Source organism: Streptomyces albiflavescens, from assembly GCF_014645835.1.
Taxonomy (GTDB): Bacteria; Actinomycetota; Actinomycetes; order Streptomycetales; family Streptomycetaceae; genus Streptomyces; species Streptomyces albiflavescens.
Genome location: NZ_BMMM01000006.1, coordinates 205,242 through 221,402, shown reverse-complemented (window position 1 = coordinate 221,402; position 16,161 = coordinate 205,242). Strand labels below are relative to the sequence as shown.

Below are 16,161 nucleotides of genomic sequence, written 5' to 3'. Positions count from 1 at the left end.
CGAGGGACGGGCGAGCGCGTGGCCGAGGCGGCAGACTTCCAGGGGACGAGTCCCTCACCTGCCCGCCGGTGGCTCCGGCGAAGCGGCGCACTGCTGGCTGGAGTACCCCTGCTGGCAGGGCTGCTCCAGCTGCCCATGAGCACGTCCGCGTCCGCTGCGGAGAAGACCTCCGTGGCCGAGGCCACCGGGTCGAGTACGGTCGACGTCTCTCTCGACTCGCTCAGCCCCAGCGCTCCCGCAGACGGCGACACCATCACCGTCTCGGGCTCGGTCACCAACAACGGCAAGCAGACGGTCACGGATGCCCATGTGGGCCTGCGGGTGGGACCGTCCCTGAGCAGCCGCTCCGCCATCGACAGCGCCGCACAGCGCACCGGGTTCCAGCTGGGCCTGGACGCCCCGGAGGTCGGCGGAAAGTACGTCACGGAGTTCTCCAAGATCGCGGCGGGCGTCTCTCAGCACTTCAGCATCTCGGTGCCGGTCAAGGAGCTGGACCTGGGCTCCGACGGGGTCTACCAGCTCGGTGTCTCGCTCACGGGCCGGACCGCCGCCCAGCCGTGGGACCAGATCCTCGGGATCCAGCGGACGTTCCTGCCGTGGCAGCCCGAGGCGGCGGACACGAAGACGAAGACGACGTACCTCTGGCCGCTCATCTCCACGGTCCACCTCACCGCGGAAACCGGCTCGGACGAGAAGCAGACGCCCGTCTTCAAGAACGACGACCTGGCCAAGGAGATCTCCCCGGGCGGCCGCCTGGACCAGCTCCTGTCTCTGGGCAGCGACCTCGACGTCACCTGGGTGCTCGACCCGGACCTGCTGGCCTCCGTCGACGCGATGAGGGACGGCTACCAGATCCGGACCGAGGACGGCAGAACCACGGCGGGCAAGAGCCAGGGGGTCGCCAAGGCCTGGCTCGACAAGCTGGAGAAGACGGTCCAGGACAAGAAGGTCGTCGCCCTCCCCTTCGCCGACCCCGATCTCGCGTCGCTGGCCCACAACGGCAAGGACGTCACAGGTTCCCTGAGCCACCTGAAGGACGCCACCGATGTGGCCTCCGACACGGTGGACACGATCCTTCATGTGAAGCCGAGCACCGATTTCGCCTGGCCCGCCGACGGTGCCGTCGACCCGTCGATCGTCAAGGTGGCCACCTCGGCCGGTGCCGACAAGGTGATCGCCCGCAGCGACAGCCTGCGTGAGAGGGGCGGACTGCCGTACACGCCGAGCGCGGCGCGCCCCATCGGCGGCGGCACGACGGCGGTGGTCGCCGACGCCCGACTGTCGACCGCTTTCCAGGGCGACATGACGAAGGCCGACACCTCCACGCTCGCGGTACAGGAATTCCTCGCCCAGAGCCTGATGATCAACCTGCAGGAGCCGGACGAGCAGCGCAGCATCGTGGTCGCCCCACAGCGCATGCCGTCCGCGAGCCAGGCCCAGACGATGGCGCAGGCACTCAAGGCCTTCCAGGAAGGGAACTGGTCCGAGTCTCAGGACCTGTCCGCGGCCGCCAAGGCCAAGCCGGACGCGGACGCCACCACGAAGGTGCCCTCCGCGTCCTCGTATCCGTCGTCGCTGCGCAAGCAGGAGCTGCCGCGAGCGGCTTTCGAGAAGATCCAGGACACACAGACCAAGCTCGACAACTTCCAGGTGATCCTCACCGACAAGTCCCGGGTCGTCACCCCGTTCGGTCGGGCCATAGACCGGGGGATGTCAACGTCCTGGCGGGGCCGCGCCTCCCAGGGGGCGTCCTTCCGCGAGGGCGTGGAGTCGTACCTCAACGACCTCACTGGCCTGGTCCATCTCATCGAGAAGTCCGACGCGAAGCTCTCCGGGCGCAGCGCCACGATCCCCGTGACCGTGCAGAACAACCTCGTGCAGGGCGTCGACAATCTGGTGCTGCGCCTCACCTCGCGCCAGCCCACCCGCCTCAAGATCGGTGACGGTCCCTACGACGAGCGGCCGATCCAGGTCGCGGGCGAGCACAGCCAGTCGGTGAAGTTCACCACCTCGACGAAGGCCAACGGTCCGGTGGAGGTGGTCGCCCAGCTGTACACGAAGGACGGCCAGGCGTACGGCCCCGAGGTCTCCTTCGAAGTGAAGGTCACCGAGATCACGTCCACGGTGATGCTGGTCATCGGCGGCGGCGTCCTGCTGCTCGTGCTCGCTGGATTCCGGATGTACACGCAGCGCAAACGGACCGCCGCCGTGCGGGCCGCGGAAGGGCCTGAGGACGGTCCCGAGGCCGAGGGCGTGAACAAGGACACGGACGGCACCGTAGACACTGAGGACACCGAAGACTCCGCGAACGGTTCCGAAGGGGAATCCGGCGTGGAGTCCGGGGCAGACGACCCGGAGCACCCGAGTGACCCGACACCGGACACCGCACCGGAAAGCGCCGACCCGTCCGGCACGGGTGAGAGAGTGGACCGTTGAGCGATGTCGTGGCCGGTGGGCCCGGGGACGATGAGGTGGGGTAACCATGAACGCGCCGTACGACGGTGACCGTGGCCAGGGCGCCGGCAGCCCGGGCTACCCCGAGGGCTACCCGGACCAGGGCGCGGGTCACTCCGGCTACCCCGAGGGCTACCCGGAGGGTCCGCCGCCCGAGCACGCCCAGATGCCGCCGGGATCTCCCGCGGACATGTACTTCCAGGACGCCTACGCCCAGGATCCGTACCGGGCACAGGACCTCGCTGCCCAGGACCCGGTGACCGAGGCGCTCTACGACCGTGCCGCGCACCCCCCGCCGCCCCCCGGCACGTACTACCCGCAGCAGCCCCTCTACACCCAGCCGCCCACGCCGCAGCACGCCCCCGACCCGCGCGTGTGGGCCCAGACGCCCCCTCCGGAACCGGCCGGCCCGACACGGCACCTGCCCTACGGAGAGGACGCGCGCACGACCCAGTTCGTGGGCGTCGACGACCTGGTCACCCAGGCCGGTGAGGAGCGTCACGAACCCGACGCCTTCGCCCATCTCTTCCGTGACCAGCAGCAGGCCGGCGGTCGTCCTCCTGCGGAGGCCGCAGCCGTCCCCGCCCCGTCCCCGGCACCATCCGGGAACCAGGGGATGGCGGCACAGCCTCCCGGCCCGGCGTCCGACCAGACGATGACGCTCACCCCCACATCTGCGCCCGCGCCCGCGTCGAAGAAGGGCGGACGGGCATCGGGTCTGCTGAAATCGAGCGCGGTGATGGCCGCGGGCACGCTGGTGTCCCGGCTCACCGGTTTCGTCCGGACCATGATCATTACGGCGGCCCTGGGCGCCGCGACACTCGGCGACGTGTGGAGCGTGGCGTACACGCTGCCGACGATGATCTACATCCTGACGGTCGGCGGTGGCCTCAACTCCGTGTTCGTGCCGCAACTGGTGCGGTCCATGAAGGAGGACGAGGACGGTGGTGAGGCCTACGCCAACCGCCTGCTGACCCTCGTCATGGTCGCCCTCGGCGTGATCGTCACGCTCGTCGTCTTCGCCGCGCCGCTGCTGATCCGGCTGATGTCGGACGCCGTCGCCAGCGACCCTGCCTCGAACAACGTCGCCGTCACCTTCGCCCGCTACTGCCTGCCCACGATCTTCTTCATGGGCATCCACGTGGTGATGGGCCAGATCCTCAACGCCCGCGGCAAGTTCGGCGCGATGATGTGGACTCCGGTCCTCAACAACATCGTCATGATCGCCACCTTCGGCCTGTTCCTGTGGGTGTACGGGACCGCCGCGGACTCCGGCATGTCGGTGCACAACATCCCCCCCGACGGAGTCCGTCTTCTGGGCATCGGCACCTTGCTCGGCCTGGTCGTGCAGGCCGTGGCGATGGTGCCCTACCTGCGCGAGACCGGCTTCCGCTTCCGCTTGCGGTTCGACTGGAAGGGCCACGGTCTCGGCAAGGCGGTCAAGCTCGCGAAGTGGACCGTGCTGTTCGTCCTCGCCAACCAGGCAGGCGTCCTCGTCGTCACCCAGCTCGCGACGGCTGCAGGCAAGGCCTCCGGCAAGAGCGGCGCGGGCATCATGGCCTACTCCAACGCGCAGCTGATCTGGGGCATGCCGCAGGCGATCATCACCGTCTCGGTCATGGCCGCGATGCTGCCCCGCATCTCGCGCGCGGCCCACGACGGCGACCCCGGTGCGGTGCGCGACGACATCTCCCAGGGGCTGCGCACCTCGGCCGTCGCGATCGTCCCCGTGGCCTTCATGTTCGTCGCGCTCGGCATCCCGATGTGCACCCTGCTCTTCGGCTCCAGCGGTATCGGAGCCGCCCAGTCCCAGGGCTACGTCCTGATGGCCTTCGGTCTCGGCCTCATCCCGTTCTCCGTGCAGTACGTGGTCCTGCGCGGCTTCTACGCGTACGAGGACACCCGCACGCCCTTCTACAACACGGTCATCGTGGCGGCGGTCAACGCGGCCGCCTCAGCCCTGTGCTACGTGATCCTTCCCGCGCAGTGGGCCGTCGTCGGCATGGCCGGCGCATACGGCCTCGCGTACGCCGTCGGCGTCGGCGTCGCCTGGCAGCGGCTGCGCAGGCGGCTCGGCGGCGATCTGGACGGCGCGAGCGTACTGCGGACGTATGCGCGTCTCTGCCTCGCGGCCGTCCCTGGCGCCGTCATCGGCGGCGCGGTCGGGTTCGCGATCACCGGGGCTCTGGGACACGGGGCCCTCGGGTCGATCGCTGCCCTGCTGGTCGGCTCGATCGCCCTGCTCGGCGTCTTCTACATCGCTGCGCGCAAGATGCGCATCGAAGAACTCAACTCAATGGTCGGAATGGTCCGCGGGCGCCTGGGGCGCTGAGGCGGGGGTATGCGCACAACCATCGTCCGTCGCCGTGTGTCGTGCATAGCGCCGGACTGTGGGCACAATTGGTTTCTGCGGCGGACAGCGCGCAACGGATGGGGAGGCAGGAACGACGGTGGCGGAACGGAGCACGGCTGCCGTCGACGTGGCAGACAACAGCGGTGACGAGCCGCTGACCGCCAAGGCGGACCAGTCCACGGCCGACGGGGTGGCCCAGAACCGGGAGCGGGACACGGAGAGCGAAGAGGCACAGGGGAGCGGCGGGACCGAGCGTCCCGAAAAGGCCTCACCGCCCGAGTTGCACAGCGGTCACAAGCTCGCCAGACGCTACCGCCTTGAGGAGTGCGTCACCCGTCTGGACGGTTTCAGCAGTTGGCGTGCGGTGGACGAGAAACTCCGCCGCGCCGTCGGCGTGCACCTGCTGCCCGCCGACCATCCGCGGGCCCGCTCGGTACTGGCGGCGGCCCGCTCGTCCGCCCTGCTGGGCGATCCCCGCTTCGTCCAGGTCCTGGACGCGGTCGAGGAGAACGACCTCGTCTATGTCGTGCACGAGTGGCTGCCGGACGCCACGGAGCTGACGACGCTCCTGACCCCGGGCCCGCTCGAAGTGCACGACGCCTACCAGATGGTCAGCCAGGTCTCCCAGGCCATGGCCGCAGCGCATCGTGAGGGCCTCGCGCATCTGCGGCTGACCCCGGGCGCCGTGCTGCGCACCTCGTCCGGCCAATGGCGCATCCGGGGGCTCGCAGTGAACGCCGCGCTGCGCGGCATCAGCTCCGACACCCCCCAACGCACCGACACGGAGGCGATCGGCGCGCTCCTGTACGCCGCGCTCACCCAGCGCTGGCCGTACGAGAACGACGCGTACGGCCTCTCCGGGCTGCCCAAGGGCGTCGGTCTCATCGCCCCCGATCAGGTACGCGCCGGTGTTCACCGGGGCCTGTCGGAGCTCGCCATGCGTGCGCTCGCCAACGACGGCGCGACCGCCTCCCGCCATGAATCCCCGTGCACCACGCCGGAGGAGCTGGTGAAGGCGATCAGCGAGATGCCCCGCATCCGCCCGCCGGAGCCGGCGTTCACCGCCCCGCCCGAATACCAGCGCACGACGTATCAGCAGGGCACGTACGGGCGCCCTGCCCCGCGTCCGGGTGTCACGCAGCCCGTACCGGCCCCGCCGCCCCCGCTGCAGAGCCGTACCGGCAAAGCCCTCAAGTGGGCCGTGTCGGCGCTCCTCATCGCCGCGCTGGGCCTTGGTAGCTGGCAGCTCGCCGACGCGCTGATGGACCGCGGCAAGTCGGACGACAACACCAACCGGACCCACACGAACGACGGCAACGACAAGAACGGCGACAAGACCAAGCCGGTCAAGCAGATCAAGATCCAGGGTGCCCAGGAGTACGTCGCGAAGGGGGACGCCCAGGCACCTGAGGACGTGGACAACACGTACGACGGCAACAGCTCGACGTATTGGCGGACCAAGAGCTTCGTAGACGGTCCTGAGATGAAGCCGTCCTTCAAGCCCGGTGTCGGGATCGTCTACGACCTCGGCTCGCAGCAGACGATCTCGGCCGCCTCGATAGGGCTCCTGTATCCGGGTGACCACACGACGATCACCCTCTACGCCACGGACTCGGCGAGCTCATCGACTCCCCTGGAGTCGATGACGAAGATCGGGACCGTGACGACGAGCGGCACCACCGCGAAAATCACGATCGGCAAGAAGGTGAAGAGCCAGCACGTGCTGCTGTGGATCACCGCGATGCCACGTGCGGCCGGTGACCAGTACAGCGGCGACGGCTACAAGCAGGCCATCACGGACGTGAAGTTCACCGGCTGACGGCTCGAAGGCGAAGGGGAGGGGGTCCGATGGCCGATGAAGCCGGATACGGCGAAGCAAGCGATCAGGATCTCCTCGCCCGCCATGTAGAGGGCGATCCCGACGCCTTCGGTGAGCTCGTACGGCGTCACCGCGACCGACTGTGGGCGGTGGCGCTGCGGACGCTGGGAGACCGCGAGGAGGCCGCTGACGCCGTCCAGGACGCGCTGGTCTCCGCCTACCGAGCCGCCCACACCTTCCGCGGCCAGTCGGCCGTCACGACCTGGCTGCACCGCATCACGGTGAACGCCTGCCTGGACCGCGCCCGCAAGGCCGCCACCAGGAAGACCTCTCCCGTCGACGACACCGAACGCCTGGAGCAGCTCCTCGAACCGCACGAGTCCGCCTCCGCTCCGGCTGAGCGCAACGATCTGCACCGCGAACTCCTGGAAGCACTGGGCACGCTCCCGGCCGACCAGCGTGCCGCCCTCGTCCTGGTGGACATGCAGGGCTACCCCGTGGCGGAGGCGGCCCGCATCCTCGATGTGCCGACCGGCACCGTGAAGAGCCGTTGCGCACGCGGCAGAGCCAGACTGCTCCCGCTGCTCACCCATCTCCGTACGGAGAACGGGAGCGACAAAGACAGCAAGAAGTCGGGCGGCGGAAGGAACCGGACGCAGGGGACATCCGTCCCACCGGCAGCGGGACCACACGATGCAGGGCCAAGCGATTCAGCTGCTGTGAAGGGCGGAGGTGGGCGAGCGTGACATCCACGACGGATACGGCCGGGCACCCGGACGTCGCGGAACTCTCCGACCTCACCGAAGGTCTGCTCCCGCCTGCCCGTACCGCGAACGTGCGACAGCACCTCGAAGGCTGTGTGCTCTGTGCCGACGTGTACGACTCGCTGGAGGAGATCCGGGGTCTTCTCGGCACCTTGCCGGGCCCGACGCGGATGCCCGACGACGTGGCCGGGCGCATCGATGCCGCCCTGGCCGCGGAAGCCTTGCTGAGTGCCACGTCGCCCGATCACGCATCCGGCGCGGCGGACGACGGGGCGAGTGTTCCACGTGAAACATCCACCGCCGGCCTCTCCGTCGCAGCGGCCGACTCGGGCCCCACTTCGTCCGCAGACCGTCCCTCGGGACATCCCCGTGCGTCCACCGGCCCCGGCCGTGCCCACCGAGTACGGCGTGGGCGGCGCAGGGCGGCGGTTCTCGGCACGGTCTTCACGGCCGCCGCTCTGGGGCTGGGCGCGATCCTCGTACAGTCGATGGGCGGCGACGGCAAGGGCTCCGAGACGACAACGACGCAGGAATCGGGCTCGACGGTCACCTTCTCCGAGGGACAGCTGAAGCATCACGTCGCGGATCTCCTCGCGAAGAACAAGAGCACGGGCAGCCGTTCCGGCAGCGCGAAGCCCTGGGGCATTGAATCCAATGGCGCGGAGACCGACTCCGGCGGGGTCGGCACCTTGATCTCGCCCACCGTTCCCGTCCCTGACTGCGTCCAGCAGGGGACAGGCAACAGTGGGGTAGTCCTCGCTGCCGAGAAGGGCACCTACAAGGGGACGAGCGTCTATCTCGTCGTGCAGCCCGACGCCTCCGACAGCACGAAAGTCGCGGCCTACATCGTCGACGACGCGTGCGAGAAACAGGGCTCGACATCCCCCGGCAAGCTGCTGCTGACCCAGTCCTACGCCAAGTCCTGAGGACGTCAGTAGCCCACCGTCTCCTCCCCGGATACCGCATGGCATCTCTGTGCGGTTGCGCGTCTCCGTGTGCCCGGACACACCGGGAATTGAAGCCCCTTAGGATCCGTTGGGTGGGGTGAGAGTACTGAGAGAGGCTCCCACCGGTACGCAGCATTCTCCAGAGACGAGGAATCAAGCCGTGAGCGACGTCCGTAACGTGATCATCATCGGCTCCGGGCCCGCCGGCTACACGGCAGCGCTCTACACCGCGCGCGCGTCGCTGAAGCCGCTGGTGTTCGAGGGCGCCGTCACCGCAGGCGGTGCCCTGATGACCACGACCGAGGTGGAGAACTTCCCCGGCTTCCAGGACGGCATCATGGGCCCCGAGCTCATGGACAACATGCGCGCCCAAGCCGAGCGCTTCGGTGCCGAGCTGGTTCCGGATGACATCGTCGCCGTCGACCTGACGGGCGAGATCAAGACCGTCACGGACACGTCGGGCACCGTGCACCACGCCAAGGCTGTCATCGTCACGACGGGCTCCCAGCACCGCAAGCTCGCCCTGCCCAACGAGGACGCCCTCTCCGGTCGTGGCGTCTCCTGGTGCGCGACCTGTGACGGCTTCTTCTTCAAGGACCAGGACATCGCCGTGATCGGCGGTGGTGACACCGCGATGGAGGAGGCCACCTTCCTCTCCCGCTTCGCCAAGTCCGTGACGATCGTCCACCGCCGGGACAGCCTGCGCGCCTCGAAGGCGATGCAGGAGCGCGCCTTCGCCGACCCGAAGATCAAGTTCGTCTGGGACAGCGAGGTCGCCGAGATCAAGGGCAGCCCCAAGCTCGAAGGCCTGACGCTGCGCAACCTGAAGACCGGGGAGACTTCGGAACTCCCGGTCACCGGCCTGTTCATCGCGATCGGTCACGACCCGCGCACCGAGCTCTTCAAGGGTCAGCTCGAGCTGGACGACGAGGGCTACCTGAAGGTTGAGGCACCTTCGACCCGGACAAACCTGACCGGTGTCTTCGGCGCCGGTGACGTGGTCGACCACACGTACCGCCAGGCGATCACCGCGGCCGGCACCGGTTGCTCGGCCGCCCTCGACGCGGAGCGCTACCTCGCCGCTCTCGCGGACAGCGAGACCGCTGCCGCGACCGCCACCGTCTAATCCCCCATCCGCCTCACCGCAGAATCAAGTTAAGGAGCCCGCCGTGGCCGGCACCCTGAAGAATGTGACCGACGACTCCTTCGAGCAGGACGTCCTCAAGAGCGACAAGCCCGTCCTGGTGGACTTCTGGGCCGCCTGGTGCGGTCCGTGCCGCCAGATCGCTCCGTCCCTCGAGGCGATCGCCGCCGAGTACGGCGACAAGATCGAGATCGTCAAGCTCAACATCGACGAGAACCCGGGCACGGCCGCCAAGTACGGCGTCATGTCGATCCCGACCCTGAACGTCTACCAGGGTGGCGAGGTCGCCAAGACCATCGTCGGTGCGAAGCCGAAGGCCGCGATCGTTCGCGACCTTGAGGACTTCATCGCCGAGTAGTCGGTGACGGCCGCACGAGCGCCGTACGTTTCACGTGAAACACGAATGGGCCAGCCCGGAAGGGCTGGCCCATTCGCCGTATAGGCAGAGCGCCGGCTACAGGGGACGGAGTGCCGGTTCTTTCTGTACCGCTCCCAGGAGGCGGTCCAGCGCCAGCTCGACGTCCTCCTTCCAGGAGAGCGTCGTTCGCAGCTCCAGCCTCAGCCGTGGATAGGTGGGGTGCGGCCGGACCGTCTTGAAGCCAACAGCGAGCAGATGGTCGGCGGGCAGCACACAGGCCGGTTCCTTCCACCGCGCGTCCCCGAAGGCCTCGATCGCTTTGAAGCCACGGCGCAGCAGATCCTTGGCGACCGTCTGGACCATCACCCGGCCGAGTCCCTGACCCTGATAGCCCGGCATGATGAAGGCGGTCATCAGCTGAACCGCGTCCGGCGACACCGGGCTCGTGGGAAATGCTGTTGAGCGGGGGACGTAGGCGGGGGGCGCATACAGCACGAAGCCGACCGGTACGTCGTCCACGTAGACGACACGGCCGCAGGAACCCCAGTCCAACAGGACCGCAGAGATCCAGGCTTCCTTTTCCAGGGCGGGAGTGCCCGCGTTTACCGCGGCCTCACCGCTGACTGGATCCAGCTCCCAGAAGACACACGCGCGACAGCGGTTGGGAAGGTCCTGAAGGTTGTCCAGCGTGAGCGGTACGAGCCGGCGCCCCATGAAGGATGTTCCTCGCTTCCTTCGCCCGCAGCATCGCGGGCGGCTGTCAGAGCGCTTCGCTCCCTGAGCAGGCTGCCGACGAAGCCGCCGACCGCTCCCAGGCCCAGGCCCGCGGTCACCAGTCCGGTGCGGCTCACGGTTTGCATGGCCCCCGCCTCCCCAATGAAGGTGCCGCCAGGTGGATGCGCCATACCCGATCGCATCGTATCCACGATGCGATTCCATCGATACCGTCAGAAAGCAAAGAGCGGGCCGTGTTCCGGTACACACCGGACACGGCCCGCGCTGCTGTTCGACTTGTGAAGTTCAACCCGCCGCTGAGCGACTCAGTCTTCCGTGTCCTCGGAGCCACCGTCCAGGAGGCTGTTCTGAAGGACCGGACCCTCGCCCGGGGCGAGAGTGCCCAGGATGCGCTCAAGGTCGTCCATCGAGGCGAACTCGACGGTGATCTTGCCTTTCTTCTGCCCCAGATCGACCTTCACCCGCGTCTCGAAACGGTCCGAGAGGCGCGTTGCCAGATCACTCAGCGCCGGAGAGAGCCGAGCGCCGGCTCGCGGCCCCTTGGAACGCGGCGCGGTCTGCGGCCGCGATCCCATGAGGGTGACGATCTCCTCGACCGCCCGCACCGAAAGCCCCTCGGCCACAATGCGGTGAGCGAGCCGGTCCTGCTCCTCCGAGTCATCGACGGAGAGCAGAGCTCGTGCATGCCCCGCGGAAAGGACTCCGGCGGCAACGCGACGCTGGACCGCCGGCGAGAGCTTCAGTAGACGCAGGGTGTTGGAGACCTGCGGGCGCGAGCGGCCGATGCGGTCCGCCAGCTGGTCGTGCGTGCAGTTGAAGTCCTTGAGCAGCTGGTCGTAGGCGGCCGCCTCTTCCAGCGGGTTCAACTGGGCGCGGTGCAGGTTCTCCAGCAGGGCGTCCAGGAGGAGCTTCTCGTCCTCCGTGGCCCGCACGATCGCCGGAATGGCCTCCAGCCCCGCCTCACGGCACGCCCGGAAGCGCCGCTCGCCCATGATGAGCTCGTAGCGCGCCGGGCCCACCTGCCGAACGACGACCGGCTGGAGCAGCCCGACTTCCTTGATGGAGGTGACGAGTTCAGCAAGTGCGTCTTCGTCGAACACCTCACGGGGCTGGCGTGGGTTGGGGGTGATGAAGTCGAGGGGCAGTTCGGCGAAGTGAGCACTGAGAGGCGCAGAGGAAGCCTCCAGGGCTCCATTCGCCGAAGGTTCCTCCGTTTCATGTGAAACAGGCGGCAGTGTGGCCACCTTCGCCGCCGCCACCCCGCGCTCCGCGGTGAGCACGGGTACGGCCGTCGGTGAGGTGGAGGATCCACCCGCTGCCGAGGAAGCCGAAGAAGCCGCGTTCTCTCCGGTCGGAGCCGCCGGGATCAGTGCGCCGAGGCCCCGCCCCAGCCCTCGTCGTCGCTCACTCACTAGATCCCCTCCACCATGCTCTGATCATTCTGTGCGCCCAAGTGGGCGTGTTGCGCGTCGTAAGCCACACCGACTCCGCGGAGGGCGATTTCTCGTGCGGCCTCAAGATACGAGAGAGCACCGCTCGACCCAGGATCGTAGGTCAGTACCGTCTGCCCGTAGCTCGGGGCCTCGGAGATACGGACCGAGCGAGGAATGCTCGTCCGCAGCACCTCGTCGCCGAAGTGGTTGCGCACCTCGTCCGCGACCTGGGACGCGAGACGTGTCCGGCCGTCGTACATGGTGAGCAGAATCGTCGAGACATGGAGGTTGGGGTTGAGGTGCCCCCGGACCAGGTCCACGTTGCGCAGGAGCTGGCCCAGGCCTTCCAGCGCGTAGTACTCGCATTGGATGGGGATGAGGACCTCCGCACCGGCAACCAGCGCGTTGACCGTCAGGAGTCCGAGCGACGGCGGGCAGTCGATGAGGATGTAGTCCAGCGGCTGCTCGTAGGCCTGGATCGCTCGCTCCAGCCGACTCTCCCGTGCCACCAGGGACACCAGCTCGATCTCCGCACCGGCGAGATCGATCGTGGCGGGGGCACAGAAGAGACCCTCGACATCAGGGACCGGCTGAACGACTTCGGAGAGCGGCTTGCTGTCGATCAACACGTCGTAGATGGATGGGACTTCGGCGTGATGGTCGATGCCCAGCGCGGTGGAGGCGTTGCCCTGAGGGTCGAGGTCGATCACCAGGACACGGCCGCCGTGCAGGGCCAGCGAGGCAGCCAGGTTGACCGTGGTCGTGGTCTTACCCACCCCACCCTTCTGGTTGGCAACCACCATGACGCGGGTCTGCTCGGGCCGTGGCAGGCCCTCACCGGCGCGCCCTAGCGCCTCCACGGCCAGTTGGGCAGCACGACCAATGGGAGTGTCGTCCATCGGGGGCGGTGTTTCACGTGAAACATCCTCCCCCATCGACTCGGTACGGGGACCGGGGACCGGATCGGTCATCGGTCCCGCGATGTTGGCGTCGGACCGCAAGGATTCACTCTCCTCGACTTCAGGCTCGCAATGAACAGAGCCTCCCATGCCTTCGGGGTCGTGAACCAGCGAGGCCCGTTCTTCTGTGGAGAAATCCACCTCTGTGGACAACTCCACACCCTCTCCGAGTGAGCCGAGAGGCCTCCGGTCGCGGGGTTCGGCCGCGGCGCGGCCGCGACTGATGATGCCGTGCAACAGTGAGCGACGTTTCACGTGAAACACGATGCATAGCGGCCACGGCCATCACGGCGCGACACTCCGAGTTGCATTGGTTTGGCAGCTTGTGTGGAGTACGGCTCGTCCTCAGGACGGATCAGCGGGAGTGACGAAGAACTCCTGGCCCCGTACAGAAAAACTCTCGGCTCCCCACACAGCGGAGCCGAGAGTCCTCGGAGAACCGGAAACCTCGTGGGTCAGCGGCGCCGTCGGGTGCGTCCCGTCCGGGCCGCCTTGGCTCGCTTCGCCGCGAAGCGCACCCCGCCGGGGCTCTCCCCGACCTCCACCCGCACCACGGTGGACAGCGGGTCCACGACGCCCTCACCAACGTGCAGGATGGACGTCTCCACGGCGCCGAGCTTACTGAGAGCCGTGGCGGCGGCCTTCAGTTCCTCCTCGGCGGTGTCGCCCTTGAGCGCGAGCATTTCGCCGTACGGGCGAAGCAGTGGGATCCCCCACGCCGCCAGCCGGTCCAGCGGAGCTACGGCCCTGGCCGTTACCACGTGGACGGGTTGCAGCGTCCCCATGACCTCTTCGGCGCGACCGCGCACGACGGTGACATGGTCGAGGCCGAGCAGCTCGACGACCTCGGTGAGGAAGTTGGTCCTGCGCAGGAGCGGCTCGAGCAGTGTGATCTTGAGGTCCTCGCGGACGAGGGCCAGCGGGATGCCCGGCAGCCCGGCGCCGGAGCCGACGTCGCACACGGTGACGCCCTCCGGCACGACCTCGGAGAGCACCGCACAGTTCAGCAGGTGTCGCTCCCACAGCCGGGGCACTTCGCGGGGGCCGATCAGCCCGCGCTGCACTCCCGCCTCGGCCAGCAGCTCCGCGTACCGGACCGCGTCCGCGAAGCGATCGCCGAATACCTCGCGCGCCTGCTCGGGCGCAGGGGGAAGCTCCGCTGCCTCCGTCACGGGGGACCGTCCTTCCGTACCGCATGAGCGCACTGAGCGCTGAGTTCCAGGACTATCAGGGACCACAGCTGCCGGGACCGAAGCTGTCGGGGACTTCTACAGCTGCCGGGGGGCTACCAGCTGTCAGGGACTACCAGGCTGACAAAGTTCGGCCCCGCCTGCGCAACAGACGGGGCCGGAGGAACGTACGTACCGATCAGGCGGGAAGCACGACGACGAAGCGCTGCGGCTCCTCGCCTTCGGACTCGCTGCGCAGTCCCGCGGCCTTGACCGCGTCGTGCACCACCTTGCGCTCGAAGGGCGTCATCGGCTTCATCTTCACGGGCTCACCGGAGCTCTTGACCTCGGCCGCGGCCTTGGCACCCAGCTCGGAGAGCTCCTCGCGCTTCTTGGCGCGGTAGCCCGCGATGTCGAGCATCAGGCGGCTACGGTCGCCGGTCTCCCGGTGCACGGCCAGGCGCGTGAGCTCCTGGAGGGCCTCCAGTACTTCGCCGTCCCGGCCGACCAGCTTCTGCAGATCGCGGCTGCCCGCGTCGCTGATGATCGAGACAGCGGCGCGGTCGGCCTCGACGTCCATGTCGATATCGCCGTCGAGATCGGCGATATCCAGCAGACCCTCGAGGTAGTCCGCCGCGATCTCGCCTTCCTGCTCAAGGCGGGTCAGGGTGTCGCCCTCAGCGGCGGCGGAGGTGGTGCCTTCCGTCACGGGATGGACTCCTTCTTACTTCTTGGAGGGGGACTTGGGCCGCTGCGGGCCCTTGCGCTGTCCGGACTGGGCTTTGCTGCGGGTACCGCTGCCGGGCTTGTTTCCACCGCCGGCCCCCTTGGGGGCGGGCTTGGCGTCCTCAGGCTCGTCGGACTTGCTCAGCGAGGTCTTCGGCTCGGCCGCGGCCTCGCCCGCCGCCTTCGGCGTACCGGCCACCGTGCCCGACTGGCGCTGGGACTTGGACTGCCGCTTCGGCTGCTGGCGCTTGGGAGCGGCGCCACCTGTGGTGGTCGGGGTGCCGTCCTCGGTCTCCACAACGGTTGCGCTCTCGCTCTTCAGCACGGCGCCGTCGGACTGGGCCGCCAGGCCCACCTTGGTCAGGCTGTTGATGAACTTGCGCTCGAACTCGTTGCGGTCGCGGCCCTTGGAAACGATGGCCTTGACGATGGCCTTCTCGCGGCGGCTGCGGGTCTTGCCGTGGTGCGTGACGTGCTTCTGCAGGCGCTCCAGGTACGCGGCCTGGGCCTTGCTGCCCGGAGTCGGGTTGTTGCGGATGACGTACATCTGCTGGCCCATGGTCCACACGTTGGTGGTCAGCCAGTAGACGAGGACACCGACCGGGAAGTTGATGCCGAAGACGGCGAACATGACCGGGAAGACGTACATCAGCATCTTCTGCTGCTGCATGAAGGGTGTCTTCACCGTGGTGTCGACGTTCTTCGTCATCAGCTGACGCTGGGTGTAGAACTGCGAGCCCGACATCAGCACGATCATGATCGCGGTCACGACACGGACATCGGTCAGCGTGGCACCGAGCTGGGCGACCTTGTCGGCGCTGTCGGTGAACTTCGCCGCGAGCGGGGCGCCGAAGATGTGCGCCTTACGGGCGCTGGCGAGCAGCGGATCGTCGATGACGCCGATCGTCTTGCCGGTCGCGATGCCGTTGAGCACGTGGTACAGGGCGAAGAAGAACGGGGACTGCGCCAGGATGGGAAGGCACGAGGAGAGCGGGTTGGTACCCGCCTCCTTGTACATCTTCATCATCTCTTCGGACTGGCGCTGCTTGTCGTTCTTGTAGCGCTCCTGGATCTTCTTCATCTCGGGCTGCAGCGTCTGCATGGCCCGAGTGGCCTTGATCTGCTTCACGAAGAGCGGGATCAGGCAGATACGGATCAGGATCACCAGGGACACGATGGACAGGCCCCAGGCCCAGCCCGTATCGGGACCGAAGATCTTCCCGTACACGGCGTGGAACTGGACGATGACCCAGGAAACGGGTGTCGTGATGAAGCTGAAAAGACTGGCAATCGTATCCAC

The 16,161-nt window shown here is 67.9% G+C and carries 13 protein-coding genes; 7 read left to right on the top strand and 6 right to left on the bottom strand.

Features of this window, described 5'->3' with window-relative positions:
- Positions 1 to 18: 18 nt before the first annotated feature.
- From IEY95_RS18510 to trxA, 7 genes are all read left to right on the top strand, one after another.
- Positions 19 to 2,436: a DUF6049 family protein gene (locus IEY95_RS18510; protein ID WP_189187141.1), complete on the top strand. Its 2,418-nt coding sequence runs from the start codon at positions 19 to 21 to the stop codon at positions 2,434 to 2,436.
- 46 nt (positions 2,437 to 2,482) lie between these two features.
- Positions 2,483 to 4,786: a murein biosynthesis integral membrane protein MurJ gene (gene murJ / locus IEY95_RS18505; RefSeq protein WP_189187140.1), complete on the top strand. Its 2,304-nt coding sequence runs from the start codon at positions 2,483 to 2,485 to the stop codon at positions 4,784 to 4,786.
- A 118-nt stretch (positions 4,787 to 4,904) separates the two neighbouring features.
- Positions 4,905 to 6,626, top strand: coding sequence for a protein kinase family protein (locus IEY95_RS18500; RefSeq protein WP_189187139.1), 1,722 nt, complete (start codon positions 4,905 to 4,907; stop codon positions 6,624 to 6,626).
- A 29-nt stretch (positions 6,627 to 6,655) separates the two neighbouring features.
- Complete coding sequence (gene sigM, locus IEY95_RS18495) at positions 6,656 to 7,372, top strand: RNA polymerase sigma factor SigM (protein WP_189187138.1); 717 nt, start codon at positions 6,656 to 6,658, stop codon at positions 7,370 to 7,372.
- Positions 7,369 to 8,316: an anti-sigma factor family protein gene (locus IEY95_RS18490; RefSeq protein WP_189187137.1), complete on the top strand. Its 948-nt coding sequence runs from the start codon at positions 7,369 to 7,371 to the stop codon at positions 8,314 to 8,316. Before sigM ends, IEY95_RS18490 begins: the two co-directional genes overlap by 4 nt.
- Before the next feature lie 181 nt (positions 8,317 to 8,497).
- Complete coding sequence (trxB, locus tag IEY95_RS18485) at positions 8,498 to 9,463, top strand: thioredoxin-disulfide reductase (protein ID WP_189187136.1); 966 nt, start codon at positions 8,498 to 8,500, stop codon at positions 9,461 to 9,463.
- Positions 9,464 to 9,506: 43 nt separating this feature from the next.
- The gene (trxA, locus tag IEY95_RS18480; RefSeq protein WP_007383275.1) at positions 9,507 to 9,839 is read left to right on the top strand and encodes a thioredoxin; all 333 of its coding nucleotides are present in this window, start codon (positions 9,507 to 9,509) and stop codon (positions 9,837 to 9,839) included.
- Positions 9,840 to 9,935: 96 nt separating this feature from the next.
- On the opposite strand, the gene IEY95_RS18475 is transcribed toward trxA, so the two are convergent.
- From IEY95_RS18475 to yidC, 6 genes are all read right to left on the bottom strand, one after another.
- Complete coding sequence (locus tag IEY95_RS18475) at positions 9,936 to 10,553, bottom strand: GNAT family N-acetyltransferase (protein WP_189187135.1); 618 nt, start codon at positions 10,551 to 10,553, stop codon at positions 9,936 to 9,938.
- A gap of 326 nt (positions 10,554 to 10,879) precedes the next feature.
- The gene (locus IEY95_RS18470; protein ID WP_189187134.1) at positions 10,880 to 11,986 is read right to left on the bottom strand and encodes a ParB/RepB/Spo0J family partition protein; all 1,107 of its coding nucleotides are present in this window, start codon (positions 11,984 to 11,986) and stop codon (positions 10,880 to 10,882) included.
- Positions 11,986 to 13,056: a ParA family protein gene (locus tag IEY95_RS18465; RefSeq protein ID WP_189187366.1), complete on the bottom strand. Its 1,071-nt coding sequence runs from the start codon at positions 13,054 to 13,056 to the stop codon at positions 11,986 to 11,988. Before IEY95_RS18465 ends, IEY95_RS18470 begins: the two co-directional genes overlap by 1 nt.
- Positions 13,057 to 13,421: 365 nt before the next feature.
- Entirely contained in the window at positions 13,422 to 14,138 is a 717-nt protein-coding gene (gene rsmG, locus IEY95_RS18460; protein ID WP_189187133.1) for a 16S rRNA (guanine(527)-N(7))-methyltransferase RsmG, read from the bottom strand.
- A 196-nt stretch (positions 14,139 to 14,334) separates the two neighbouring features.
- A complete protein-coding gene (locus tag IEY95_RS18455; RefSeq protein ID WP_067376675.1) occupies positions 14,335 to 14,844 on the bottom strand; it encodes a Jag family protein in 510 nt (169 codons plus the stop codon).
- 15 nt (positions 14,845 to 14,859) lie between these two features.
- A complete protein-coding gene (gene yidC, locus IEY95_RS18450) occupies positions 14,860 to 16,161 on the bottom strand; it encodes a membrane protein insertase YidC (protein WP_189187132.1) in 1,302 nt (433 codons plus the stop codon).

Coding starts and splice junctions, on each gene's coding strand:
- murJ (WP_189187140.1), top strand. CDS start 2,483: ATGAACGCGCCGTACGACGGTGACCGTGGCCAGGGCGCCGGCAGCCCG.
- sigM (WP_189187138.1), top strand. CDS start 6,656: ATGGCCGATGAAGCCGGATACGGCGAAGCAAGCGATCAGGATCTCCTC.
- IEY95_RS18475 (WP_189187135.1), bottom strand. CDS start 10,553: ATGGGGCGCCGGCTCGTACCGCTCACGCTGGACAACCTTCAGGACCTT.
- IEY95_RS18465 (WP_189187366.1), bottom strand. CDS start 13,056: ATGGGAGGCTCTGTTCATTGCGAGCCTGAAGTCGAGGAGAGTGAATCC.